We start from the raw sequence: 24,053 nt of genomic DNA on the forward strand, positions 1-24,053 counted from the left end.
CGACAAGCGACAGTGGGTTTCGAGCACGAGCAAAGGCGACGATGACCGCGAAGACCCCCAACGACCTCGATTACGTCCTGCAGCGTGGAGGGGGTGCACTCGCCGCAAAGATGGGGATCGAGTTCGTCGAGTTCTCTGTCGACAGGGCCGTCGCCACGATGCCGGTCGAGGGCAACACCCAGCCGGCCATGTTGCTCCACGGGGGCGCCTATGTGGTCCTCGGCGAGTCCCTCGGGTCGATGTCGGCGAACCTCTGGGCCGGCGCGGGCAAACTGGCCGTCGGTATCGACATCAATGCCACCCACACGCGCTCGGCGACGTCTGGGATCGTGACAGGTGTGTGCACGCCGATCCACCTGGGACGGTCGATGACCGTGCACGAGATCGCGGTGACCGACGAACAGGGCCGCAGGTGCTCGACCATCCGGATCACGAACCTGATCAAGGATCTGCCTGTCGGCTGACGGCATCCGCCCGTCCGACCGAAAGCATCGTTTCCGGTCGAGAGTCCCCCGCGCTCGTGATGCCTTCGACCGCATCTGATGCCCTCGAACTACCTGTTAACGACGAAACGGACCGGTGGACCGGCCCGTTTCGACGGTGAGAGCTACTTCTTTGCGGTGAGCTGCTCGACGATCGCCTGTGCGACGTCGTGCATGGTCAGGCGGCGATCCATCGATGCCTTCTGGATCCAGCGGAACGCCTCTGGCTCGGTGAGGCCCATCTTCTCGTTGAGGAGACCCTTGGCGCGGTCGACGAGCTTACGGGTCTCGAAGCGCTCGACCATGTCGGCGACCTCGGCCTCGAGGGTGATGATCTGCTGGTATCGGCTGAGAGCGATCTCGATGGCCGGCAGCAGGTCGTTCGGGGTGAACGGCTTCACGACGTAGGCAAGGGCGCCCGCTTCGCTCGCACGTTCGACGAGTTCCTTCTGGCTGAACGCGGTGAGGAGGACGACCGGTGCGATCTGGGCCTTGTTGAGACGTTCAGCGGCGGAGATTCCGTCCAGCTGAGGCATCTTGACGTCCATGATGACGAGGTCAGGACGCAACTCGGTGGCCAGCGCAACAGCGGTTTCGCCGTCACCTGCCTCGCCGACGACCTCGAAGCCATTGTCTCGGAGGATCTCGACGATATCGAGGCGGATCAGCGATTCGTCTTCGGCTACGACTACTCGACGAGGGGCTGCTGGAGTTGCTTCTGGCTCGGTCACGGCTTAATCCTACGGTACTCTGGTGCACGTTGTTGTGCGCCGGTGTGGCGGAATGGCAGACGCGGAGCACTCAAAATGCTTTGTTCGAAAGGACGTGTGGGTTCGAGTCCCACCACCGGTACAACAGGGTGACCCCTCGACGTTCCAGCGCAAGCGCGAACGTGGAGGGGTCGTTTTCGCTCAGAGCGACGTCCGCCGATCGTGACGCTGCGCGGCGAGATCTCGGGCAGCGCTGATCAGTGCACGGGCCTGATCGCCGGTCCGCTCCCCCGGATTGAGGATCGACACCCACGCCTGCGAGGCATAGATCGGATGCGGCAGGATCCGGTCGAGCTCGGCGTAGTCGTAGTCACCTGATCGTGCGGTGTGTTCGTCCGGCGTGTGACCGAGCAGCTCGGCATAAACGGCTCGCCCGACGGCGATGTTGAGCCGGTGCACGCCGGGGCGGTCGAGCTCGGATGACTCATCGAAACCCGGGTAGTTGCTGACCACGATCGTGGTGAACGGCATCCGCCTGTTCTCGTCGTCGTCGTCCGGGTCGTAGTAGAAGAAGCTGTCGCCCCATGCGGATGCCGGCGCCCCTGACGCTTCATCGGCCGTCATCACGACGACACCGGGGAGGCTCTCGCCGAAGTCCAGGAGGTCACTCTCGCTCATGCGCGACAGTCTGCCAGAATCCTCATTCCCCGCCCAGTGCCCCCGGCGCAAGGGGATGGTGCGGCCGAAGGGACGGCAGCCATACTTGCTGGCTATGAGCTCTTCAGACACCGGCCCCGATTCCGCCCACCGCCGCCCACCAGGGGTCAGCGACGACACGGTCGAAGCGCTCGGAAAGCTGTCGGAGGCGCTCGAGGTCGTCGAGCACGCCCGCGGCTATCTCTACGGGTTCCACCGGCTCACGGGCAAAGCCGACCTGGCGCTCGGCGAAGCTGTCGACCTTCTCCGCGCGGCCGGGCACACCGAACTGGCCGAGGAGATCGCGCGCGACATCGTCGGGCGCAACGTTCTCCATGGTCGCTGGACCTTCCAGATCGTCGAGGATTACGACGACAACTACTACTCAGCCGTCACCGCCGCCGAAAGAAGGGCACGGCAACAGCTCGTCGACGGGAAGCGGCACCTCTTCGAGGCCGAAATGAAGGAAGACCGCCGGAGCCGCGGTCGGCCGCACCACGAAGCCCTTCCAGACGGCGAGAACTGACAGGCCCGCTCGCGCGGGCCTGTCTCCCCCTCAGGTCAGATGGCCGCGCGCTCGGCCACGAGCGGGCACGCGAACGGATCGCTCTCCCCCAGGCCGACGCGGTTGATGTACTTCAGCACGATCCCGTAGGACTGGAACAGCCCGGTCTCGGTGTACGGCACATCGTGCGACCGGCAGTACTCGGCAACGAGTGGCGCGGCACGGCGCAGATGGGGGCGGGGCATCGACGGGAACAGGTGGTGTTCGATCTGGTAGTTGAGCCCGCCCATGGCGACGTCGAGGAAGCGGGAGCCCTTGACGTTGCGGCTCATCATCACCTGGCGACGCAGGAAATCGAGCTTCATGTCCTTCGGCACCAGCGGCATCCCCTTGTGGTTCGGAGCGAACGCGATGCCCATGTAGAACCCGAACAGGCCCAGCTGCACACCGAGGAACGCGAAGGCGATCCCGGGTGAGAGAACGAGAAAGACCAGGGTGAGGTACCCGGCCAGCCGAATCGTGATGAACGCCATCTCGACCCAGCGACGGTCGATGTGGTCGCGGCTGCAGAGCCGGCGGACACTCGAAGCGTGCAGCGAGAGTCCCTCGAGCAGCAGAATCGGGAAGAAGAAGAGGCCCTGGTGGGCGATGAGCCACCCGGTGACGGGGTTGCGCCGGTTCCGGGCCTGGGCGGGCGTGAACGAGATCACCGGAAGGTCGATGTCCGGGTCCTTCCCCTCCTGGTTCGGGTTGGCGTGGTGGCGCGTGTGCTTGTGCTGCCACCAGCCGTAGCTCATCCCGACGAACAGGTTGCCGATGATGAGGCTGGTCCAGTCGTTCCACTTGCCCGACTGGAAGATCTGCCTGTGGGCGGCGTCATGCCCGAGGAATGCCGTCTGGGTGAACAGCACTGCCAGCCCCGCGGCGACGAGCAGTTGCCACCAGCTCTCGCCGATGAGGATGAACGCCGCGGCCGACGCTGCGAACACGACAGGGACCGCGATGAGCTTGGTCCAGTAGTAGCCGTACCGGCGGCGGAGCAGACCTGACGCCTTGACGGCGTGCGCCAGGTCGGTGAAATCCCCCAGCACTGCACCGCCCGGACCGCCGGGATGTGTGCGGATGATTCGAGTGGATACGTCGACGGATGCCACGGTGTCCTCCAGACCAAGAGACGGAATCGCTGGGGGCGACCGAGGTCTGGGGCTGCCGGTGAATCGAGTCTACGCTTCGCGCCGCGAAGCGCGGCCGATCCTCAGCGGACCCGAAGAAAGAGGGATCTCAGTGGGATTCGGGTGGTTCAGGCGAGACCCGGAGACTGCCCCCGCCATTCGCGGACGCCATCAGGTCCTCGAGCCAGGTCCGGTTGAGCTTGTCCTCGCCCAGCCCGTCGAACTGGAACTGAATCGGAATCGCCGGATGGATCCAGATCACCCGCCTGCCGGACTGATCCGTTCCGATCCGGCCGTCGACGGTGAAGGCGAACATCTCACTCCGCCGCAGCTTGGTGATGATGACGACCTTGACGTGCGCCAGTTCCCTGTCGGTCAGTTCGATCTCGACCGGCGGTAACCCGTACAGCAGTTTTCCCACGGTTCACACCCTCCCGCATCGGGCGACGCCTTCCTATGCACGATAGCCCGCCGCGGCCCCTGAGTCACGCATTGCGACTTTCTTGCAGGTCCGCCAGCCGTTTCTCCGCGCGCTCCGCGGCGCGGGTGGCCACATCCGCGGTGCGATCAGCGGATGCCGCCGCGCGGCTGAGTGCCTCGTCGTCGCGATCGAGGGCGGCGAGATCCTGTTCGACGGCGGCCAGCTTCGCCTCGAGCTCGTCACGTGCTGTTCCGAGTGCGAGTCGTCGCTCTCCCAGGGCGGTCCGTCTGGTTCGCAGTTCCGCCCTGGCATCCTCGGCCGCTGTGGCGCTCGCACGCGCATCCCGTGCCTTCGCCTCCGCCTCGGCGAGCCGTCGCCCGGATGCTTCGTCGTCCACGGCCCGCAGTGCAGGGCGGGAGGCCCGTTCGACGATCACTGAGGGAAGAGCGACGGCACCGTCGAGGTCGACAGGGTCGATGCCTGACGAGGTGAGCCCCCGCAGGAGCCTGCCGCTCCGGATCGCGTCTGCCGCTCCTGCATCGGCCATCGCTGCGTGGAGCGTCTGTTCGACCTCGATGAGCGCGGCGGCGCTCATCCGATGGCCTGCCTCAGCCGCGAGGTCATTACCGAGCGCGGCGATCGATCGGATGAGAAGCAATCGCTGTTTCCCGAGACGGCGCAGGTCGCCGGCATCCAGGTCTTTCTCGGCCTCGCGCATCTCGGCGCCCAGCGCGACGAGCTGGTCGATCTCGGCCGATTTCCGGGCCGAGAGGAGGTTGACCAGCCACGCTGCCGCCGAGGGTTTCGGCAGCCGGCCGATCGTCCTGGCCAGGTCGGCATCGCCGTCGTCCCTGGCGGTCGCGACCCGCGACGCGCGCACGGCGGTGAACTCGGCCGGTGTGCGCAGGTACAGGTCGACGAGCACGTCGTCCAGGTCCATGCGCTCTCCTTTCACGTGCCATTCTCGGGCGTCTGCGTTCAGGATACGCGGGCGTCGCGGGGTCAGGCGGGCTGCCGAAAACGGACGCGGCGAACGAGTGCCCGGACGGGGGTGCACCGTGAACGCCCCACGTCCGTCATGATTGATGCGTGCCCAACAAGCTCTTCGCACGTCTGCGGCGCCGTGCGCCGGTGGTCGCCACGCCCGGGCAGGACGAGGCGTACTCTCCTGCGCCTGAAGGAGATGCCCTGCTGGACACCGGGGCCGACCAGTTGCGGGCATACCTGGTCCTCCACCCGAGGCGCGCAGCCGCCCTGGAAGCAGCTTGCCTGCCGTTGAGGAAGCGACTGCTCGACCTCGCCGCAGCCGGCGACACCACGAGCGATCTCGCAGCCATGCTCCCGCACTGCGCGCGGGCCGCCGCCACGAACGCGCCGACTCTCTGGGACGCCGTGTTCACCGACCTCGTCGAAGCGACACAGGGCGGCCCAGGCATCACGATGAGCCCACTCGTCGTGCTGATGAGCACGGCCATCTCACGAAGCGTGTACGGGTCGGACGACGAAGGCCTTCTCTACGTGTCATCCGAGGCACGCTCAACGGCCGACGAGCTCGTCGCAGACGTCCCAGGGATCGGCAAGGTCATCGCAGACCTCATGGAGATCTCCCGCAGCACGATCGCGGCCAGGGCTACCCAGGCCGGCATCGACAGCGTCCTCGTGCACCGGCGATTCCGGATGACGGAGGCCACGGACGCGGTTCTCATTCACCAGCTCGAGAGCGGACCGCCCGGGGATCTGGTGAACCGGGTTGCGGACGACATCGACTTCCACACCCTGTCTGTGTGGTTCGCTGACATCCGGGTCGCCCGCGACTGGTCGCCGTCAGCGGATCCGGCTTCGACGAGCGTCGTCATCCTCAGCGTTCGCGTGCCGGTGTCGTCGATCTGGCTGGCCCCGCGTCGTGAAAGCGGGGAGTTTCTGATCAGCGCCGAGGCGCTCGTACCCGAGCACAGCGAAGTCCTCAACCGTGACTGACGACCGAAGACGGACGCGGCGGTCGAGAGGGGTTCTTCTCGGCGTCTCTGTCGTCGTGATCGTCTCTGGGCTTCTCGTTCGTGCCATTCCCGGAGCGATCGGCGACGTGACCGGCGGCATCCTCTACGCCGTACTGGTGTTCCTCCTTGTCGCCGTCCTGGTGCCGGCGGCGTCGACCGTTCGGATCGGCCTGGTGGCGTTCGCGATCTGCGTGGCGGTCGAGCTCCTGCAGCTCACCGGGCTTCCATCAGCGCTGACGGGCGTCTTTCCGCCTGCGCGCCTGGTACTGGGCACGACCTTCGTCGCCACGGACCTGGTCAGCTCCGCTGTCGGAGTCGGCCTCGCCGTGATCGCCGACCGACTGCTCCGGCGTCCATCCGGGACCCTGGACGACTCAGTGAGTGCGCGCGCTCTGCTGGACGAGCGCGTGGACGCGGGCCTCGAGCAGCCGGAGCGCCGCGACGACCGCTGAATCCACGATCTCTGCCGGGCTTCCACCGAGGTGGCGTTCTGCGACGTGGAGTTCGCCGCGCGGTGAGTGCACACCGATGAAGATCGTGCCGACCTCCTGCCCGTCCTGTTCGTCGGGACCGCCTACACCGGTGACGGACAGGGTGAGGTTGGCCCGCATGAGCTTGGCGACGCCGGTGGCCATCTGCTCGGCGGCCCTCGCTGAGACGACGGGGCCTTGCCCGAGTTCGAGCACGTGGTGCTTGGACTCGGTCATGTACGCCACTATTCCCCCGGCGAACCACTCTGATGAGTCCGGTGCTGCGCCGAGTCTCACGGCGATCGCGCCGCTCGTCAGCGACTCAGCGACGGCGATCCGCAGCGAGGTCCCGCGCACTGCAGCGGCGATCGACTCGGCGAGGACGATCGCGTGGGCTTCACTGGGGTCAGGGGAAGGCATACGTCCATTGTGAGTGCCGCTGCCTGACCTCCCAAGGGGTTGACACTGTCCGGCGCCGGATCAGGAACCAAGGATGAGGTTCCTCAGCGCCGTCTCCGGCGCGATCCCCCGATTCTCGAGCAGATCGCCGGACTGGTAGCGGTCAAGCACGCGAGGGTCGATGTAGCTCGACCGCGCGATCGCGGGAGTGTTGCCCAGCGCTTCTGCCGTCTCTTTCACCGCGACAACGACGTTCCTGGCGCACCGGGTGGCATTGGACGCCGGCCCCAGGCGGCGCAGGGCGGTGGCCGCAATGATGCTCCCGTGAAGCGTGCGGAAGTCCTTGGCCGTGAAGTCGCCGTTCGTGCGCCTGCGCACGTATTCGTTGACCTCCTGGGCGTTGAGCGGGCGCCAGTGATCGTCCGACTTCCAGGCGAGGAGCCGAGCCCGTGGACCCCGGGTCTTCAGGGATCGGATGACGGCGGCGAGGTCCTCGTCCTCGGTGTCACTCGACCATGCCTGTCCGCTCTTGCCGGGGAAATCGAGGAGGACCCGGTCGCCGCTCACCGTCGCGTGGGCACAGAGCAATGTGGTCAGTCCGTGGCTGCCGTGCTCGAGGGCGAACCGTTCGCTCCCGACCCTGAGCCTCGCGGAATCGAGGAGACGGAAGCCGGCGGCGAGGGCGCGTTCCTTCGAGCCGGTCACCCCGCGAAGATCGAGTGTCACCAGCCTGCGGGCGGACGGCAACGCCGACGCGAGGTCGAGGGCCCTGTCGAACTTTCGCTCCGCCTGCTTCCTCGACCAGGCCTCGTGGTAGAGATACTGCCTGCGTCCCGCACCGTCTGTCCCGACGGCCTGGATGTGGGCGTTCGGATGGGGCGCGATCCAGACATCCGACCACGCCGGCGGGATGACGAGTGCGGTGATCCGTTCGATCGTCCCCTCATCCCGGAGCGGGTGACCTCCCTCATCGACATAGCGGAATCCTGAACGGGTCCGTCGACGCCCCAGGCCTGGGGCGGTGGGGTCACTCCGGCGCAGGCGCGGCACTGCGGCTCCGTCCCTGTGTGCGTTCGTTCCCCTTCGGCATGGCGCCCCTTACATTCCTGGGAGTCGGGCTCACAGCGCCTTGCCGCCGGTGACCGGCAGGACGGCTCCTGAGACGTACGATGCCTCGTCCGACGCAAGGTAGACGTATGCAGGCGCGAGCTCGGCCGGCTGGCCTGCCCGGCCCAGCGGTGTGTCCTGTCCGAACGTAGGCACCTTGTCCGGCCATGAGGTCGCCGGAATGAGCGGGGTCCAGATCGGACCGGGAGCGACCGCGTTGACGCGGATCCCCCGATCGCCGAGCTGATCGGCCAGTGCCTTCGTGAACGCGACCTGAGCGGCTTTCGTCATGGCGTAATCGATCAGTTCAGGGGCGGGCTGGAACGCCTGGATCGACGCGGTGGTGAGAATGGATGCCCCGGGTTTGAGGTGCGGGATCGCTGCGCGCGCCGTCCACATCGGTCCGTAGAGGTTCGTCTTGAACACCCGGTCGAATTCTGCGGTCGGAAGGTTCTCGAGTCCGTTCCTGTTCTCCTGGTACGCGGCGTTGAGTACGAGCACGTCGAGACGGCCGAACTCCCCCATCGTGAGTTCGACGATGTCTGTGCTGAATTGCTCGTCCGTGACATCTCCGGGCAGGAGCAGCGCCCGTCTGCCCGCCTTCTCCACCCAGGTCGCCGTGTCCTCGGCGTCGTCCTGTTCCTCGGGAAGGTAGGCGATCGCGACGTCCGCGCCCTCCCTGGCGAAGGCGATCGCGACGGCCCGCCCGATTCCTGAGTCGCCTCCGGTGATCAGTGCGACCCGGTCGGTGAGCCTGCCGGTCCCGACGTAACTGTGCTCGCCGTGGTCGGGCGTCGGAGAGGTCTTGGCGGTGAGGCCGGGCTGGTCCTGCTCCTGGCGGGGGAAATCCTCCGAGGTGTATTTCGTCCTCGGGTCGGGGTTCTTCGCGGTCACACCACGCCTTTCGTTGGTCCCGGCGCACGAGGCGCCCAGCTGACAGTGGCAGCCACCATACGCCGCGGCTCTCGGCGCGTTCAAGGGGCTGGCGTGTTCGGTCGGAACCCCAGTAGCGTTGTGCGGCTGTGGGCGCTCCGTGCGCCCCGTCGAAAGGACGGAACCCATGTTCGATCCGCCGCTGCGCCGCTCGCTCTGGCTCGACCGTCCCTCGCCGATTCCGACGGACGAATGGCGTTCGCTCGACGCCGTCGACGTCGTCGTGATCGGCGGAGGGATCTCCGGCCTCTCGCTCGCCGCGATGGTGGCCGAACAGGGCCGCTCCGTCGTCGTCCTCGAGGCGCGACATGTCGGCTCTGTCACCACCGGCAACACGACAGGCAAGGTGACCCTGCTCCAGGGCTCCCAGCTGTCGCAGATCCGGGATGCCGTGTCCCGCGAGCTCGCTGAAGCGTACGTTGCGGCGAACAGGGCCGGGCAGGACTGGTTGATGCGGCACCTCCGCGACAACGCCGTTCCATTCGACGAACGGACCGCTGTGACGTACGCGACGACGGATGCCGGCGCTCCGATCGTGGAGGCAGAGCTCGACGCGGCATCCGATCTGGGTCTCGCAGTCTCGGCGAGACGGACCCTGGAGCTGCCGTTCCCGATCACAGCCTCGGTCTGCCTTCCCGGCCAGTTCCAGGTCGACGCTGTCGACGTCCTCGATTCGCTCGTGCGCACTGTTCGGCGCCACGGCGGGTTCGTCATGGAAGGGGTCCGCGCCACCGAGGTCGATTCGGGCGGCCCCTGCGTCGTGTCGACCAACAGGGGCGATGTCACCGGCGACCGCGTCGTCGTGGCCACAGGAACGCCGTTCCCGAAACGCGGGGGCCATTTCGCCACGCTCGAACCCCGTCGTTCGTACGCTCTCGCCTATCGTTGGCCTGATCATTCGTTTGAGGGCATGTACCTGTCTGTCGACGAACCGTCGAGGACGATCAGGGACGCAGGACGCGAGGACGGGCGCTACCTGGTCGTCGGCGGCAACGGGCATCGGGGCGGGAAGGGCGCACCGACGTCCGCGCGGGTGGACGACCTCGTGGAGTGGACGACCGCTCTGTTCCCCGACGCCGTGCCGACGCACTCCTGGTCGGCTCAGGACTACCACTCCACCGACCACCTTCCCCACTTCGGTCCCATCACCGGAGGCGACGACCGGGTGTTCGTGGCGACCGGCTACGACAAATGGGGCCTCACCAACGGCGTGGCTGCGGCGATAGCCATCTCCGGCCGGATGTCAGGAGCCCGGCCGGGCTGGGCGGTCAGCCTGGAGGACCGGCCGCCCGCATTCACCTCAGTGGGCAGCACACTGGGGGCGGGAGCACACGTGGCAGCCGACCTGGCACACGGCTGGGTGGCAGCCGAACTGTCGCCCGAGCCCGCAGATCCGCCTGCGGAAGGCGATGGCGTCGTCGTGAGAGACGGTGTCTCCCCCGTCGCGGTCTGCACGGTGGACGGGGTCACGCGGCGTCGATCTGCTGTCTGCACCCATCTCGGAGGCATCGTCGGCTGGAACAGCGCAGAGCGGTCATGGGACTGCCCGTTGCATGGGTCGCGGTTCAGCCCTGCAGGCGACGTTCTCGAAGGCCCGGCAGTCCTCCCTCTGAACGACTGACTCAGGCGGGTTTGCTGGCTTTCTTCTTCGCAGCCGGTGCCTTCTTCTTGGCGGTGCGCGATTTCTCGACGCTGCGGCGGAGTGCCTCCATGAGGTCGATGACCTCGCCGGATTCGCCGGCCTCGTCGCCGGTCTCGCCGAAGGTGGCATCCGTGTCGACGGCGTCGCCCTGCTCGAGCTTGGCCTCGATGAGCTTGCGCAACTGGTCCTGGTAGTCGTCGTGGAACTTCTCCGGTGTGAAATCATCGGCGAAGCTGTCGACGAGCGACGCCGAGAGTTCGAGTTCCTTCGCGGAGATCCGCACCTTTTCATCGAGTGCGGGGAACTCGGCCTTCCTCACCTCGTCCTCCCAGAGCAGCGTCTGGATGAGAAGCACGCCGTCGCGGGACCGCAGCGCCCCCAGGCGGGTCTTCTGGCGGAGGGCGAACTGCACGATCGCTGTCCGGTCGGTGGATTCGAGGGTTTTGCGCAGGAGCACGTAGGCCTTCGCTGACGAGGAGTCCGGCTCGAGGAAGTAGCTGCGGTCGTACATGATCGGATCGACCTGGTCGCTGGGGACGAACTCGACGACCTCGATCTCGCGGCTCTTCTCCTCGGGAAGGGAGGCCATGTCCTCAGCGGTGAGGATCACCGTCCTGTCGCCGTCCTCGTAGGCCTTGTCGATGTTCTCGTACTTGATGATCTTGCCGCAGATCTCGCAGCGACGCTGGTAGCGGATACGGCCGCCGTCCTTGTCATGCACCTGATGGAGGGCGATGTCGTGGTCTTCGGTCGCGCTGTACACCTTCACCGGCACGTTGACCAGTCCGAAGGTGATCGCGCCCTTCCAGATAGCTCTCATCCCCCCAGTGAACACCAGCGGGGCGGTCGGTGCCTACCCCTTGCCGTCCTCGTCGCGCCTCGACATCGTGTGCCGCACGATCAGGGGAAGCAGCAGGCCGAGTGACACGGTGATGACGGTGATGACGACGGCGGCGATGACCCCGGCCTGGTGACCGAGGACGAAGTCGAAGATCAGCATCGCGGTTCCGATCATCGTCAGGGACACTCCGACGAGTACCGCCTTGAGCATCCGGTCGCCGATCCGCACCGTCGCCTCCTTGACCAGGTGGCGGAACAGGATGCGATGGGCGCTCACCGGCAAGAGGCTGAGGACCGTTGTGAGGATCGAGACCGAGACAAGTGTGAGATAGAGGCCGAGCTGGAACGCGTCGAGCTCGGTGAACCGCGGCTGGAACGCGATCGCCAGGAGGAAGGCGGTGAGGATCTGGGTCCCTGCCTGCAGGACCCGCAGTTCCTGGAGCAGGTCGGCCCAGTTGCGGTCGGACCGTTCGGACTCGGTCTCGCTGCGGCCGTCGTGGACCGCGTCGGCGCTGGGCTGGACGGCGTCCCCGTCGTGCTCGGTCACCATCGTGTCGCTCCGTTTCCCGTCGACTCATCCTGCCACTGCCATGAGTGACGGCCAGGGGCTTCCGCCCCGGCGTCCGCCAGCCTAACCTTTCCTGCACACGCGGGCGTCGATCCACACGCGCCCGCCCGGAAACGGTGAGGAGAGCGACCGACATGACGAATCCCATACCGGACGACTACCCGGTGGAGTACACCGAGGACGAAGAACTGGCGATCCTGCCCGACGACCTCGACGACGATGACCTCGGCGTCGCATTCGACGACGACCGGCCGATCGATGAGGCGGATTACGAGCCGGACGACGTGCTCCCCGACGACCAGTAGCGCCGGAACGACACAGCGCGGGCCCCGAACGGGACCCGCGCTGTGTCGTGCGGCCTGGGCTACTGGTAGGCGGGCACGACGCCGTGGTGTGCGTCGCCGACCTTGTGCACGCGGAGGTCGTTGGTCGAACCGGTGATTCCGGGAGGGGAACCGGAGATCACGACGACCTTGTCTCCGATGGCGGCCCTGCCTGAGCCGAGCAGGATGTCGTCGACCTGGCCGAACATCGCGTCCGTGTGCGTGACGCGGTCGACGAGGAACGTCTCGACTCCCCAGTTGAGCTGCATCCGGCGGCGGATGCTCTCCTCTGGCGTGAATCCGAGGACGGGGATGGTGTGGCGGATGCGGACCATCCGGCGTACGGAGTCACCCGACTCGGTGAAGACGCAGAGGAACTTGGCGTCGACGAACTCGGCGACCTCGCTGGCGGCCAGCGTGATGGCACCGCCCTGGGTGCGCGGCTTCGTTCCGAGCGGCTGGATACGCTCCAGGCCGTGGTCCTCGGTGGACTCGATGATGCGGGCCATGGTCTGCACGGTGATCACAGGGTAGGCGCCGACACTGGTCTCGCCGCTGAGCATCACTGCGTCAGCACCGTCGAGGACGGCGTTCGCGACGTCCGACGTCTCGGCGCGGGTCGGGATCGGGCTGGAGATCATCGATTCGAGCATCTGCGTGGCGACGATGACCGGCTTTGCCATCCGGCGACAGAGTTCGACGGCGCGCTTCTGGACGATCGGGACGGCCTCGAGCGGAAGTTCGACGCCGAGGTCACCACGGGCGACCATGATGCCGTCGAAGGCGTCGATGATCTCTTCGAGGTGGTCGACGGCCTGCGGCTTCTCGATCTTGGCGATGACGGGGAGGCGCTTGCCTTCCTCGTCCATGATCTCGTGGACGCGGCGGATGTCTTCGGCGTTGCGCACGAAGGACAGCGCGATGAAGTCGGCACCGAGCCGGAGGCCCCAGCGGAGGTCCGCCTCGTCCTTGTCGCTCAGGGCGGGGACGTTGACGGCGACGCCGGGCAGGTTGATGCCCTTGTTGTTGGAGACGGCTCCTGCGACGATGACCTCGGTGGTCACGACGACGCCGTCCGTCTCGAGGACCTTGACCTTGACCTTGCCGTCGTCGATGAGGAGGAAGTCACCGGGCTTCACATCGTTCGGCAGGCCCTTGAAGGTGGTGCCGGAGAGTTCCTTGGTGCCGACGACATCCTCGGTGGTGATCTTGAAGATGTCGCCTTCGGCGAGGTCGTACGGGCCGCCCTCGAACTTTCCGAGGCGGATCTTCGGACCCTGCAGGTCGACGAGCACAGCGACCGGCTTGCCTGCGTCGGCAGCGGCCTTCCGAACGTTGGCGTAGACACCCTCGTGGACGTCGTACGATCCGTGGCTGAGGTTCATCCTGGCCACGTTCACTCCGGCGTCGATGATGGCGCGGATGTTCTCATAGCTGGCGGTTGCCGGGCCGAGGGTCGCGACGATTTTAGCTCGTCTCATAGGTGCTGCTCCATATTTCTGCGCGAACGCGCACTGGCGGGATCTGAGGGGAAAAGGAGGAGGAGGCGAGAAGCCTCGCCACCGAGTCTAGAGCGAGATGGCGTGATCGGTCGGGCGTACAGGGGACGGCAGGCTGGTTTCGCCCTCGAGGTACTTGTCGACGGCGGATGCCGCGGCCCGGCCTTCGGCGATGGCCCAGACGATGAGCGACTGCCCACGTCCGGCATCCCCGGCGACGAAGACGCCCGGTTCGCTGGTCTGGTAGTCGTTGTCGCGCTCCACGTTTCCGCGGTTGTCGAACGGGACTCCCAGCTGCGGGGCGATGTGCTCGGACTCAGGTCCGGTGAACCCCAGGGCGAGGAGCACGAGGTCGGCCGGGATCTCCCGCTCGGTTCCGCTCTTGGGAACGCGGCGTCCGTCGAGGAACTCGGTCTCGGCCACGCGGATGGCGCGGACCTCGCCGGACTCGTTGCTGAGGAACTCGACCGTGGACACGAGGTACTCCCGGTCGCCGCCTTCTTCGTGGGCGCTCTGGATCTCGAACAGGGTCGGCATGGTCGGCCAGGGCTGTGCGTCAGTGCGCACCGGCGACGGCTGCTTGCCGATGGCCAGGTTGGTCACGGATGCGGCACCCTGCCTGTGCGCGGTTCCGATGCAGTCCGCTCCGGTGTCGCCACCGCCGAGCACGACGACGTGCTTGTCCTCGGCCGTGATCTGGCCGGGAACGTCGTCGCCTGCACCCGCCTTGTTCTGCGGGACCAGGTAGTCCATGGCGAAGTGCACGCCGGCCAGGTCGCGGCCGGGAATCGGAAGGTCGCGCGGCACCATGGCGCCAGTGGCGATGATGACGGCGTCGTAGCGCGAGCGGAGGTCGTCCCAGGTGATGTCGACGCCGATGTTGACTCCGGCGCGGAAGCGCGTTCCTTCGTCGGCCATCTGCTTGAGACGGGCGTCGATGTGCTTCTTCTCCATCTTGAAGTCCGGGATGCCGTAACGGAGCAGTCCGCCGATGCGGTCGTCCCGCTCGTACACGGCGACCGTGTGCCCGGCGCGGGTGAGCTGCTGGGCAGCGGCCAGGCCGGCAGGGCCGGAGCCCACGACGGCGACGGTCTTGCCCGTCAGGCTCTCCGGCGGGTGGGAGTCGACCCAGCCGTTCGCGAAGGCCTGGTCGATGATCGACACCTCGACCTGCTTGATGGTCACGGCAGGCTGGTTGATTCCGAGCACGCACGAGCTTTCACACGGCGCAGGGCAGAGCCGTCCGGTGAACTCGGGGAAGTTGTTGGTGGCGTGGAGGCGCTCGATGGCCTGCCTGCCCTCCCCGCGCCAGGTGAGGTCGTTCCACTCCGGAATGAGGTTTCCGAGCGGGCAGCCCTGGTGGCAGAACGGCACGCCGCAGTCCATGCAGCGACCGGCCTGGCGCCGGAGCTGGGTCGAGTCACCCTGCTCGTACACCTCTTTCCAGTCCATCAGACGGATCGGGACCGGGCGCCGCTTGGGCAGCTCGCGTTCCGTGACCTTCAGGAATCCCTTGGGATCAGCCACCGGTTACCTCCAGGATTCGGCCCCAGACGACATCACCGTCGGGGTCGAGACCCTCGGTGACGGCGTCCTGGCGGGTGCGCAGCACTGCTGCGTAATCGCGGGGCAGGACTTTGACAAATCTTGCGACGGTGTCGTCGAAGTCGGCGAGCAACCGGGTGGCGAGGGCGGACCCTGTTTCGGCGACGTGGCGCTCGAGAAGGTCACGGACGATCTCGACGTCCGCGCTGCCGAGTTCGGTGAGTTCGAGCTCGCCGAGTTGGACGGCTTCGCGGTTCACCTGCTCCGGCTTGAGATCGAAGACATAGGCGGTTCCTCCGGACATTCCTGCCCCGAGGTTCCTGCCCGTCGACCCGAGGATGAGCGCCAGTCCCCCGGTCATGTATTCGAGGGCGTGGTCTCCGACGCCTTCGACGACGGCCGTTGCTCCTGAGTTCCTCACGAGGAACCGTTCGCCGACGATACCGGAGATGAACATGCTGCCCTGTGTGGCACCGTAGCCGATCACGTTTCCGGCGATGACGTTCTCCTCGGCCGCGAACGTGCTGGTCTTCGGGGGGTGCACGATGATCTCGCCGCCGGAGAGGCCCTTGCCGACGTAGTCGTTGGAGTCCCCTTCGAGGCGCAGCGTGATGCCGTTGGGCAGGAACGCGCCAAGCGACTGGCCGGCCGAGCCGGTCAGGTGGACGTCGATCGAGTTCGCCGGCAGACCGTTCTCGCCATGGCGGAGCGTGACCTCATGGCCGAGCATGGTGCCGACGGCGCGCTCGGTGTTGCGGATCGGGAGGTCGATCCTGATCTGCCCGCCGTGGTCGAGCACGTTGTGGCTGCGCTTGATCAGCTCGACGTCGAAGTGCTTCTCGAGTTCGTGCTTCTGGTCGCGGGCGTGCGTCTTCGGCTCGCCGGGGCGGAACGACGGGCCGATGAGGATCGGCTCGAGGTTGAGCCCGGACGCCTTCCAGTGCTCGATGGCCGTGTTGGCGTCGATGAGCTCGTTGTGGCCGATGGCCTCCTCGAGCGTGCGGAATCCGAGTTCCGCCAGGTACTCCCTGACCTCCTGCGCGATGAACTCGAAGAAGTTCACGACGAATTCAGGCTTGCCCGTGAACCGCTCGCGGAGCACGGGGTTCTGGGTGGCCACGCCGACCGGGCAGGTGTCGAGGTGACAGACGCGCATCATGACGCACCCTGAGACGACGAGAGGCGCTGTGGCGAAACCGAACTCCTCAGCGCCGAGCAGGGCACCGATGATGACGTCGCGGCCGGTCTTCAGCTGGCCGTCCACCTGCACGACGACGCGATCGCGCATGCCGTTGAGCATGAGCGTCTGCTGGGTCTCGGCCAGGCCGAGCTCCCACGGTGTCCCGGCGTGCTTGAGCGAGTTGAGCGGGCTGGCGCCCGTCCCACCGTCGTGCCCGGAGACGAGGATGACGTCGGAGAGCGCTTTGGCGACCCCGGCAGCGACGGCTCCGATTCCCGACTGGCTGACCAGCTTCGTGTGGATCCGCGCGGACGGGTTGGCACGCTTGAGGTCGAAGATGAGCTGCTTGAGGTCCTCGATCGAGTAGATGTCGTGGTGGGGCGGCGGCGAGATGAGCCCGACGCCCGCTGTGGCGTGCCTGGTGCGCGCCACCCACGGGTACACCTTCGTCGGCGGCAGCTGGCCGCCCTCACCGGGCTTGGCGCCCTGGGCGAGTTTGATCTGGATGTCGTCCGCGTGGGTGAGGTACATGCTCGTGACGCCGAACCGGCCGGATGCCACCTGCTTGATGGAGCTCCGGCGTTCGGGATCGAGCAGGCGGTCGGTGTCCTCGCCGCCCTCACCGGTGTTCGACTTGGCGCCGAGCCGGTTCATGGCGATGGCGAGCGTCTCGTGTGCCTCCTGCGAGATGGAGCCGTAGCTCATCGCGCCGGTCGAGAACCGTTTCACGATCGACGCGACCGATTCGACCTCGTCGAGGGGAACCGGCTCGCGTTCGGCCGTCTTGAGCTTGAACAGGCCGCGTAGCGTCATCAGGTTCTCGGCCTGGTCGTCGACGAGCCGCGTGTAGTCGCGGAAGATGTCGTACCGTCTGGTGCGGGTCGAGTGTTGCAGGCGGAACACGGTGTCCGGGTTGAAGAGGTGGGGCGAGCCGTCACGGCGCCAGGAGTATTCGCCGCCCGTTTCGAGGCGCTCGTGCGAGGTCTCGGCGGTGTTCAGCGGGTACGCGGCCTGGTGGCGCTTGAGGTTCTCGGCCTGGATCACGTCGATGCCGACGCCTCCGAGCTTCGACTCCGTGCCGGTGAAGTACTCGTCGACGAAGTCCTGGCTCAGGCCGACGGCTTCGAAGCACTGAGCGCCTGCATAGGACGACACCGTGGAGATGCCCATCTTGGACATGATCTTCAGCACGCCCTTGCCGAGCGCGTAGATGACGTTGCGAACGGCCTTCTCGGCGGTCACTCCTTCGATCATGCCGCTGCGGACGAGGTCCTCGCAGGTCTCCATCGCCAGATACGGGTTGATGGCTGAGGCGCCGTACCCGATCAGCGTGGCGACGTGGTGGACCTCGCGCACGTCGCCGGCTTCGACGACGAGTCCGACCTTGAGCCGGTTCTCCGCCCGGATGAGGTGGTGGTGCACGGTGGCGAGCAGGAGGAGAGACGGGATCGGCGCGAGGTCCTTGTTCGAGTCGCGGTCGCTGAGCACGATGAAGAGGGCGCCGGCCTCGATGGCTTCGTCGACTTCGGCGCAGATGGCGGTGAGGCGGTTGCGCAGGGCGTCGGGACCCTCATCGAAACGGTACAGGCCGCGGATGGTGGTCGTGGTCCTCGAGCCGTGCTTGGGATCGATGTGCTGGATCTTGGCGAGTTCGTCGTTGTCGATCACCGGGAAGTCGAGGACGACCTGGCGGGCATGCTCCGGACCTGAGGTGAGCAGGTTCCGCTCAGGGCCGAGCCCGAGCTTGAGGGAGGTGACGACCTCCTCGCGGATCGAGTCGAGAGGCGGGTTGGTGACCTGGGCGAACTGTTGGGTGAAGTAGTCGAACAGCAGGCGCGGGCGCTTGGACAGTGCGGCGATCGGGGTGTCCGATCCCATGGCGCCGAGCGGCTCGGCTCCGGTCTGTCCCATCGGGCGCAGGAGGATGCGGACTTCTTCCTCCGTGTAGCCGAAGGTGCGCTGGCGGCGGGTGACCGAGGCAGGCGTGTGCACGATGTGCTCGCGCTCCGGCAGGTCGGAGAGGTTGATCCGGCCGACCTGCAGCCAGTCGCCCCACGGCTGAGACGCCGCGAGGTTCTCTTTGATCTCGTCGTCTTCGATCAGCCGCTGGGCCTCGGTGTCGACGAGGAACATCTTGCCTGGACGGAGCCGACCCTTGCGCTTGACCCGGTCGGGGGCGATGTCGAGCACGCCGATCTCGCTGCCGAGCACGACGAGCCCGTCAGTGGTCTCGAGCCAGCGGCCTGGGCGGAGGCCGTTGCGGTCGAGGGTCGCGCCGACGAGGGTCCCATCGGTGAAGGTGAGCGCGGCGGGGCCGTCCCACGGTTCCATCTGCATCGAGTTGAACTCGTAGAAGTTCCGGAGCTCCTGGTTGAGGCCCGCCTGCTTCTCCCATGCCTCAGGCACCATCATCATCATGGCGTGGGGAAGCGTCCGCCCGGTGAGCGTCAGAAGCTCGAGCACTTCGTCGAACGACGCCGAGTCGCTCGCGCCGGGAGTGATGATCGGGAGGAGCGGGCGGATGTCGCCGATCAGCTCGGATTCGAGCTGGGACTGGCGCGCCCGCATCCAGTTTCGGTTTCCCTCGACCGTGTTGATCTCGCCGTTGTGCGCCATCATGCGCAGTGGCTGCGCGAGCGGCCAGGACGGGAACGTGTTCGTCGAGTACCTGGAGTGGACGATCGCGAGTTTCGATGCGAAACGCTCGTCACTGAGGTCGGGGTAGAACGGCTCGAGCTGGAGCGTCGTCACCATCCCCTTGTAGACCACGGTGCGACAGGACAGCGAGATGAAGTATGCGTTCAGTTCGCGTTCGGCGCGCTTCCGCAGCCGGAAGGTCTGGCGGTCGAGAGCGATGCCGGAGACGGGCTCGCCGGCATCCGTGGTGATCGTGCTCGACAGGAACAGCTGCTCGAAGGCGGGCATCGCGTCGTGCGCGAGCTTGCCGAGGTTCTCGGGGTCGGTCGGAACGTCGCGCCAGCCGAGGACGGCCAGGTCCTCGTCAGCGGCCAGGCGTTCGATGCCCGCCTTGAGGTCGGCCCTCGCGTCGTCGTCGAGCGGGAGGAACGCCATGCCGACCGCGTACTGACCCATCGGGGGCAGCTCGAAGCCGGTCACCGCACGGAAGAACTCGTCGGGGATCTGCGTCAGGATGCCGGCGCCGTCGCCTGTGCCCGCGTCTGAGCCGATGGCTCCACGGTGCTCGAGGTTCCGCAGCGCGTCGAGCGCGTGAACGATGATGTCGTGACCGGCCGTGCCCCTGAGTGTGGCAACCATGGCCAGCCCACAGGCGTCCTTCTCACCGGCAGGGTTGTAGAGACCCTGCTTGGGCGGAACGAGGCTGAACTGGGAAAACGTGGGTCGAGGCTCCATCGGTAACCGTCCTCACAAAGAAATAGCGGCGGTGGGACGACGATGGCCCGGGGAAGTTGAGGGTTCGCCGCCCGACAGTGGGCTGTGTGATCGCACACGCCAGGCGAATGGCTTGGTGGCTAGCAGCCGTCGGGTACAGGCAAACCTATGATTTCGAGCCGGTCTCGCTTGTGGCGACGGCATCCACCGGAGCAGGGGTGGAATCCTCGGGCTCGCCGAGATCCACGTATTCCGAATCGGTGTGTGACGATTGTACCCCAGCGCCGGCCCCATCCCATTCCCGGCCCGTGACGTACGGTCCAGGCTCGAGACCGGTGTGGCGGCGGGACTGCACGACGAGAATAACCACGCCGACGAGGATGGCGAGCAGTGCGGCCCAGACATTGACCCGCAGGCCGAGGAACACCTCGCTCGGGTCGATGCGGATGGACTCCCAGACGGTGCGGCCGAGGCCGTACCAGATGAGGTAGAGGCCGAGGACCTTGCCCCACTGGAGCCGGAAGAACCGCTCGAGCGCGAGAAGGACGACGACACCGGCGAGGTTCCAGAGAACTTCGTAGAGGAAGGTGGGGTGGAACAGCGTGCCTGCTGGCAGTCCGACCGGCCAAGCCGGGTTCGACTCGTCGATCTCGAGGCCCCACGGCAGGGTGGTGGGGATGCCGAAGAGTTCCTGGTTGAACCAGTTGCCGAACCGGCCGAAGGCCTGGGCGAGCAGCAGTGCTGGTGCGACAGCGTCTGCGAAGGTCCAGAACCGGATGCCGGTGACACGGCAGCCGATCCAGGCTCCGATGGCGCCACCGATCAGGGCGCCGAAGATGGCGATGCCGCCCTCCCAGATGTACAGGGTGCGCAGCAGGTCCGCACCCGGGTAGAAGTAGTCGTTCGGGTGGGTGAGCACGTGGAAGATGCGTGCGCCGACGATGCCGAACGGAACGGCCCAGAGGATGATGTCGAGGACGATGCCGGGCTCGGCGCCGCGCTTCGTCAGCCTGTGGTTCGTGAAGAACGCGGCAGCGACGATACCCGCGAGGATGCAGAGGGCATAGAAGTGAATCGTAAAGTTACCGAGTTGGACGGAACTGATGTCCGGACTCGGGATGCTCAGGTGGATGGACACTGACTCCATGCCTTTCTGGGGTTACTTCTCGAACGTGCGCGTACAACTCTAGTTCGCGCGGGTCGTGCCCTGCGCCAAGTCTCGGGCGACGGCTGCGACACGGTCGACTCCGCCTTCGGCGAGTGCCTTGACGAGCGCCGAACCGACGATGGCACCGTCGGCGTATGCGAGGATCTCGCGGACCTGCTCGGCCGTGGAGATGCCGAGTCCGACGCACGCGTGCTCGCTGCCTGCCTCACGGAGCCGCGAGACGAGGATCTTCGCCGCCTGGTCGACGTCGCTCCTGGCGCCGGTGATGCCCATGGTCGACACCGCGTAGACGAATCCCCTGCTGGCCTCGACGGCCTGGCGCAGCCGGGCGTCACTCGACGACGGCGCGGCGAGGAACACGCGGTCGAGGCCGGTGCGCTCGGACGCTGCGAGCCAGTCGGCCCCTTCATCTGGGATGAGGTCGGGAGTGATCAGGCCTGCGCCGCCGGCGGCGACAAGGTCGTCGGCGAACCGCTCGACGCCGTACTGCACCACCGGATTCCAGTAGGTCATCACGAGAACGGGCACGTCGACCCGCTCGGTGATGGCACGGACGGCATCGAAACCGTGCCGCAGCTTGAAACCGTTCGCCAGGGCGTGCTGGGTGGCCTTCTGGATGACAGGGCCGTCCATGACCGGGTCCGAGTACGGCAGGCCGAGCTCGATGATGTCGACGCCGTTCTCCGCGATGGCCACGGCGGCGTCGACGCTCTCGTCGAAGGTCGGGAAGCCGACGGGGAGGTAGCCGATCAGCGCGCCGCTGCCTGCCTCACGCTTCGCGGTGAGGACGGATGCCACGCTTGTCACGATTGTTCTGCTCCCTGGTCGATGAGGTCGAAGTACCGCCCGGCCGTCTCCATGTCCTTGTCTCCGCGACCGGAGAGGTTGATCAGGATTGTGGCGTCCGGGCCGAGTTCCTTACCGAGGTCGAGCGCGCCGGCGAGGGCGTGCGCGCTCTCGATGGCCGGGATGATGCCCTCGGTGCGGCTGAGCAGGCGGAGTGCGCTCATCGCTGCGGCATCCGTCACCGGACGGTAGGACGCACGGCCGATGCTCGACAGCCAGGAGTGTTCGGGGCCGACGCCCGGGTAGTCGAGTCCGGCCGAGATCGAGTGCGACTCGATGGTCTGGCCGTCTTCGTCCTGCAGCAGGAAGCTGCGGGCGCCGTGGAGCACGCCCGGCCTGCCCTTGGTGATGGTCGCGGCGTGGCGCGGGGTGTCGGCGCCTTCACCTGCGGCCTCGAAACCGTAGAGGGCGACATCCGTGTCGTCGAGGAATGCGTGGAAGATCCCCATCGCGTTCGATCCCCCGCCGACGCACGCAGCGACGGCATCCGGGAGCTTTCCGGTGAGGTCGAGGACCTGCTGGCGAGCCTCTTCACCGATGATCTTCTGCAGGTCGCGGACCATGGCAGGGAAGGGGTGAGGACCGGCGACGGTCCCGAAAATGTAGTTCGTGGTCTCGACGTTCGTCACCCAGTCGCGCATGGCGTCGTTGATGGCGTCCTTGAGCGTGCGGGAGCCGGTGGTGACGGAGACGACCTCTGCGCCCAGCAGGCGCATCCTGGCGACGTTGAGCGCCTGCCGCTCGGTGTCGACCTCGCCCATGTAGATGACGCAGTCGAGCCCGAACAGGGCGGCGGCGGTCGCAGTCGCTACGCCGTGCTGGCCTGCGCCGGTCTCGGCGATGACTCGGGTCTTGCCGATCCGTTTGGTGAGGAGGGCCTGGCCGAGCACGTTGTTGATCTTGTGCGAGCCGGTGTGGTTGAGGTCCTCGCGCTTGAGGATCATCCTCGCGCCTCCGCCGTGCGCGGCGAAGCGGGGCACCTCGGTGAGGATCGACGGCCTGCCGGTGTATGTCCGGTGCAGTTCGTCGAGTTCGGCGTGATAGCCGGGGTCGAGTTTGGCCAGTTCCCAGGCCTCTGACAGTTCGTCGAGGGCTGCGATGAGGGATTCGGGGACGAATCGTCCACCGAACTCACCGAAGTATGGGCCGGTTTCGTCGCGTAGTGCCATGGTTATACCGCCAGGAATTCGCCGAGGGTGAGAATGGGGTCGCTCGTGACGAGCGCTTCCCCGATGAGGACCACGTCTGCTCCTGCGTCGCGGTAGTGCGCGACGTCGGCAGGGGCGAGGACGGCCGATTCGGCCACGCGGATGACTCCGGACGGGATCTGGGGAGCCAGACGCCCGAACAGATCCCTGTCGAGTTCGAAGGTCGAGAGGTTGCGCGCGTTGACGCCGATGAGTCCGGCGCCGAGGTCGAGTGCACGTTCGAGTTCGTCCGCACTGTGTGTCTCGACGAGCGCGGTCATGCCGAGGTCGGTGACCAGTGTGTAGAGCTCGCTCAGGGTTCGCTGGTCCAGCGCGGCCACGATGAGCAGGGCGAGGTCGGCACCGGCGGCGCGGGCCTCGAAGACCTGGTACGGGATCGAGATGAAGTCCTTGCGCAGCACCGGGATGCCGACGGATGACCGCACATCGACGAGGTCATCGAGCGAACCCTTGAACTTGCGGCCTTCGGTGAGGACGCTGATGGCGCTCGCTCCCCCGCGCTCGTACGAGACGGCCAGCTGGGCCGGGTCGGGGATGTCGGCGAGATCGCCGCGGGAGGGACTCGCGCGCTTGACTTCGGCGATGATCTTGACGCGATCGACCGGTGACAGTGCGGAGAGGGCGTCGAGGGGTGGCGCAGCATCCGCCGCAGCGGATTCAACACGGGAAAGCGGGCGCAGCAGTTCGCGCTCGCGTGCGTCGTGGAGTGCGCCAGCCGTGAGGTCGGCCAGCACGGGGCTAGTGGCCCTTCGGGATGTACTTCGCGCCGTTCACGCCGTAGCCCGCCTTGGCCAGGATCCAGCCGAGAAGCGCACCGACGACGAGGAGGGCGGCCGAAGCCCACACGAGCCAGGCCAGGTCGAGCCAGAAGGCGACCGTGCCGATGGTGAATGCGATCAGCATCACCGTTACAGCCGTCCAGGCGGCCGGTGAGTGGCCGTGTCCTTGGTCTGTCGACTCTGCGCTCATGGAACTCCTTCAGTATCAGTGC

24 protein-coding genes and 1 tRNA gene are annotated in these 24,053 nt (G+C 66.7%); 7 read left to right on the forward strand and 18 right to left on the reverse strand.

Going from position 1 to position 24,053, the window contains the following annotated elements; translation table 11 throughout:
• The first annotated feature begins 41 nt into the window (after window positions 1–41).
• Entirely contained in the window at window positions 42–464 is a 423-nt protein-coding gene (locus AC1M0F_RS01680; protein ID WP_480236473.1) for a hotdog fold thioesterase, read from the forward strand.
• Window positions 465–607: 143 nt separating this feature from the next.
• On the opposite strand, the gene AC1M0F_RS01685 is transcribed toward AC1M0F_RS01680, so the two are convergent.
• Complete coding sequence (locus tag AC1M0F_RS01685) at window positions 608–1,213, reverse strand: ANTAR domain-containing response regulator (protein WP_480236474.1); 606 nt, start codon at window positions 1,211–1,213, stop codon at window positions 608–610.
• A gap of 38 nt (window positions 1,214–1,251) precedes the next feature.
• Here AC1M0F_RS01685 and AC1M0F_RS01690 point away from each other — a divergent pair.
• Window positions 1,252–1,334: transfer RNA gene (locus AC1M0F_RS01690), tRNA-Leu, on the forward strand.
• Window positions 1,335–1,393: 59 nt separating this feature from the next.
• On the opposite strand, the gene AC1M0F_RS01695 is transcribed toward AC1M0F_RS01690, so the two are convergent.
• Window positions 1,394–1,870 (reverse strand): DUF6194 family protein, encoded by a 477-nt coding sequence (locus tag AC1M0F_RS01695; protein WP_480236475.1) that lies wholly within the window; start codon window positions 1,868–1,870, stop codon window positions 1,394–1,396.
• A gap of 94 nt (window positions 1,871–1,964) precedes the next feature.
• Between AC1M0F_RS01695 and AC1M0F_RS01700 the strand changes: the two genes are divergently transcribed.
• Window positions 1,965–2,414, forward strand: a complete 450-nt coding sequence (locus tag AC1M0F_RS01700) for a hypothetical protein (RefSeq protein ID WP_480236476.1) — start codon at window positions 1,965–1,967, stop codon at window positions 2,412–2,414.
• A 35-nt stretch (window positions 2,415–2,449) separates the two neighbouring features.
• Here AC1M0F_RS01700 and AC1M0F_RS01705 read toward each other — a convergent pair whose 3' ends face one another.
• From AC1M0F_RS01705 to AC1M0F_RS01715, 3 genes are all read right to left on the reverse strand, one after another.
• Entirely contained in the window at window positions 2,450–3,520 is a 1,071-nt protein-coding gene (locus AC1M0F_RS01705; RefSeq protein WP_480237343.1) for a fatty acid desaturase family protein, read from the reverse strand.
• A 154-nt stretch (window positions 3,521–3,674) separates the two neighbouring features.
• Window positions 3,675–3,986 carry a DUF7882 family protein gene (locus tag AC1M0F_RS01710; protein WP_480236477.1) on the reverse strand — a complete coding sequence of 104 codons (312 nt, stop codon included), beginning with the start codon at window positions 3,984–3,986 and terminating at the stop codon, window positions 3,675–3,677.
• A 64-nt stretch (window positions 3,987–4,050) separates the two neighbouring features.
• Window positions 4,051–4,926, reverse strand: a complete 876-nt coding sequence (locus tag AC1M0F_RS01715) for a transposase (protein WP_480236478.1) — start codon at window positions 4,924–4,926, stop codon at window positions 4,051–4,053.
• 149 nt (window positions 4,927–5,075) lie between these two features.
• Here AC1M0F_RS01715 and AC1M0F_RS01720 point away from each other — a divergent pair, with 149 nt between their 5' ends.
• Both AC1M0F_RS01720 and AC1M0F_RS01725 read left to right on the forward strand, forming a co-directional pair.
• Window positions 5,076–5,963 carry a hypothetical protein gene (locus tag AC1M0F_RS01720; RefSeq protein WP_480236479.1) on the forward strand — a complete coding sequence of 296 codons (888 nt, stop codon included), beginning with the start codon at window positions 5,076–5,078 and terminating at the stop codon, window positions 5,961–5,963.
• Entirely contained in the window at window positions 5,956–6,435 is a 480-nt protein-coding gene (locus AC1M0F_RS01725; protein WP_480236480.1) for a ribosomal maturation YjgA family protein, read from the forward strand. The genes AC1M0F_RS01720 and AC1M0F_RS01725 overlap by 8 nt, the downstream gene beginning before the upstream one ends.
• On the opposite strand, the gene AC1M0F_RS01730 is transcribed toward AC1M0F_RS01725, so the two are convergent.
• From AC1M0F_RS01730 to AC1M0F_RS01740, 3 genes are all read right to left on the reverse strand, one after another.
• Window positions 6,358–6,873: a CinA family protein gene (locus tag AC1M0F_RS01730; RefSeq protein WP_480236481.1), complete on the reverse strand. Its 516-nt coding sequence runs from the start codon at window positions 6,871–6,873 to the stop codon at window positions 6,358–6,360. The genes AC1M0F_RS01725 and AC1M0F_RS01730 overlap by 78 nt on opposite strands.
• A 60-nt stretch (window positions 6,874–6,933) precedes the next feature.
• Window positions 6,934–7,902 carry a DNA topoisomerase IB gene (locus AC1M0F_RS01735; protein ID WP_480236482.1) on the reverse strand — a complete coding sequence of 323 codons (969 nt, stop codon included), beginning with the start codon at window positions 7,900–7,902 and terminating at the stop codon, window positions 6,934–6,936.
• 69 nt (window positions 7,903–7,971) lie between these two features.
• Complete coding sequence (locus AC1M0F_RS01740; protein WP_480236483.1) at window positions 7,972–8,853, reverse strand: SDR family oxidoreductase; 882 nt, start codon at window positions 8,851–8,853, stop codon at window positions 7,972–7,974.
• A 166-nt stretch (window positions 8,854–9,019) separates the two neighbouring features.
• On the opposite strand from AC1M0F_RS01740, the gene AC1M0F_RS01745 reads away from it, so the two are divergent.
• On the forward strand, window positions 9,020–10,513 hold the full coding sequence (locus tag AC1M0F_RS01745) for an FAD-dependent oxidoreductase (RefSeq protein ID WP_480236484.1): 1,494 nt from the start codon (window positions 9,020–9,022) through the stop codon (window positions 10,511–10,513).
• A gap of 1 nt (window position 10,514) precedes the next feature.
• Here AC1M0F_RS01745 and ku read toward each other — a convergent pair whose 3' ends face one another.
• Window positions 10,515–11,354, reverse strand: coding sequence for a non-homologous end joining protein Ku (ku, locus tag AC1M0F_RS01750; protein ID WP_480236485.1), 840 nt, complete (start codon window positions 11,352–11,354; stop codon window positions 10,515–10,517).
• A gap of 33 nt (window positions 11,355–11,387) precedes the next feature.
• The gene (locus AC1M0F_RS01755) at window positions 11,388–11,924 is read right to left on the reverse strand and encodes a DUF6328 family protein (RefSeq protein ID WP_480236486.1); all 537 of its coding nucleotides are present in this window, start codon (window positions 11,922–11,924) and stop codon (window positions 11,388–11,390) included.
• A 152-nt stretch (window positions 11,925–12,076) separates the two neighbouring features.
• On the opposite strand from AC1M0F_RS01755, the gene AC1M0F_RS01760 reads away from it, so the two are divergent.
• Window positions 12,077–12,247: a hypothetical protein gene (locus tag AC1M0F_RS01760; RefSeq protein ID WP_480236487.1), complete on the forward strand. Its 171-nt coding sequence runs from the start codon at window positions 12,077–12,079 to the stop codon at window positions 12,245–12,247.
• A gap of 59 nt (window positions 12,248–12,306) precedes the next feature.
• On the opposite strand, the gene pyk is transcribed toward AC1M0F_RS01760, so the two are convergent.
• The 8 genes from pyk to AC1M0F_RS01800 form a co-directional block, all read right to left on the reverse strand.
• Entirely contained in the window at window positions 12,307–13,746 is a 1,440-nt protein-coding gene (pyk, locus tag AC1M0F_RS01765) for a pyruvate kinase (protein ID WP_480236488.1), read from the reverse strand.
• 87 nt (window positions 13,747–13,833) lie between these two features.
• Complete coding sequence (locus AC1M0F_RS01770) at window positions 13,834–15,291, reverse strand: glutamate synthase subunit beta (protein ID WP_480236489.1); 1,458 nt, start codon at window positions 15,289–15,291, stop codon at window positions 13,834–13,836.
• Window positions 15,284–19,861, reverse strand: coding sequence for a glutamate synthase large subunit (gltB, locus tag AC1M0F_RS01775; protein WP_480236490.1), 4,578 nt, complete (start codon window positions 19,859–19,861; stop codon window positions 15,284–15,286). Before gltB ends, AC1M0F_RS01770 begins: the two co-directional genes overlap by 8 nt.
• 145 nt (window positions 19,862–20,006) lie before the next feature.
• A complete protein-coding gene (gene lgt / locus AC1M0F_RS01780; RefSeq protein ID WP_480236491.1) occupies window positions 20,007–20,987 on the reverse strand; it encodes a prolipoprotein diacylglyceryl transferase in 981 nt (326 codons plus the stop codon).
• A 39-nt stretch (window positions 20,988–21,026) separates the two neighbouring features.
• Window positions 21,027–21,818: a tryptophan synthase subunit alpha gene (trpA, locus tag AC1M0F_RS01785; protein ID WP_480237344.1), complete on the reverse strand. Its 792-nt coding sequence runs from the start codon at window positions 21,816–21,818 to the stop codon at window positions 21,027–21,029.
• The gene (gene trpB, locus AC1M0F_RS01790) at window positions 21,812–23,023 is read right to left on the reverse strand and encodes a tryptophan synthase subunit beta (RefSeq protein WP_480236492.1); all 1,212 of its coding nucleotides are present in this window, start codon (window positions 23,021–23,023) and stop codon (window positions 21,812–21,814) included. The genes trpA and trpB overlap by 7 nt, the downstream gene beginning before the upstream one ends.
• A gap of 2 nt (window positions 23,024–23,025) precedes the next feature.
• Window positions 23,026–23,796: an indole-3-glycerol phosphate synthase TrpC gene (gene trpC, locus AC1M0F_RS01795; RefSeq protein WP_480236493.1), complete on the reverse strand. Its 771-nt coding sequence runs from the start codon at window positions 23,794–23,796 to the stop codon at window positions 23,026–23,028.
• 4 nt (window positions 23,797–23,800) lie between these two features.
• Entirely contained in the window at window positions 23,801–24,031 is a 231-nt protein-coding gene (locus AC1M0F_RS01800) for a DUF6704 family protein (protein WP_480236494.1), read from the reverse strand.
• Window positions 24,032–24,053 lie beyond the last annotated feature (22 nt).

It is taken from the genome of Mycetocola sp. Y719 (genome assembly GCF_056713205.1).

Excerpts from the sequence above, each read along its gene's own strand:
- AC1M0F_RS01730 (WP_480236481.1), bottom strand. The coding sequence starts at position 6,873 with ATGCCTTCCCCTGACCCCAGTGAAGCCCACGCGATCGTCCTCGCCGAG.
- AC1M0F_RS01680 (WP_480236473.1), top strand. The coding sequence starts at position 42 with ATGACCGCGAAGACCCCCAACGACCTCGATTACGTCCTGCAGCGTGGA.
- AC1M0F_RS01760 (WP_480236487.1), top strand. The coding sequence starts at position 12,077 with ATGACGAATCCCATACCGGACGACTACCCGGTGGAGTACACCGAGGAC.
- pyk (WP_480236488.1), bottom strand. The coding sequence starts at position 13,746 with ATGAGACGAGCTAAAATCGTCGCGACCCTCGGCCCGGCAACCGCCAGC.
- AC1M0F_RS01745 (WP_480236484.1), top strand. The coding sequence starts at position 9,020 with ATGTTCGATCCGCCGCTGCGCCGCTCGCTCTGGCTCGACCGTCCCTCG.
- trpB (WP_480236492.1), bottom strand. The coding sequence starts at position 23,023 with ATGGCACTACGCGACGAAACCGGCCCATACTTCGGTGAGTTCGGTGGA.
- AC1M0F_RS01700 (WP_480236476.1), top strand. The coding sequence starts at position 1,965 with ATGAGCTCTTCAGACACCGGCCCCGATTCCGCCCACCGCCGCCCACCA.
- AC1M0F_RS01755 (WP_480236486.1), bottom strand. The coding sequence starts at position 11,924 with ATGGTGACCGAGCACGACGGGGACGCCGTCCAGCCCAGCGCCGACGCG.
- gltB (WP_480236490.1), bottom strand. The coding sequence starts at position 19,861 with ATGGAGCCTCGACCCACGTTTTCCCAGTTCAGCCTCGTTCCGCCCAAG.
- AC1M0F_RS01715 (WP_480236478.1), bottom strand. The coding sequence starts at position 4,926 with ATGGACCTGGACGACGTGCTCGTCGACCTGTACCTGCGCACACCGGCC.
- AC1M0F_RS01800 (WP_480236494.1), bottom strand. The coding sequence starts at position 24,031 with ATGAGCGCAGAGTCGACAGACCAAGGACACGGCCACTCACCGGCCGCC.
- AC1M0F_RS01695 (WP_480236475.1), bottom strand. The coding sequence starts at position 1,870 with ATGAGCGAGAGTGACCTCCTGGACTTCGGCGAGAGCCTCCCCGGTGTC.
- ku (WP_480236485.1), bottom strand. The coding sequence starts at position 11,354 with ATGAGAGCTATCTGGAAGGGCGCGATCACCTTCGGACTGGTCAACGTG.
- lgt (WP_480236491.1), bottom strand. The coding sequence starts at position 20,987 with ATGGAGTCAGTGTCCATCCACCTGAGCATCCCGAGTCCGGACATCAGT.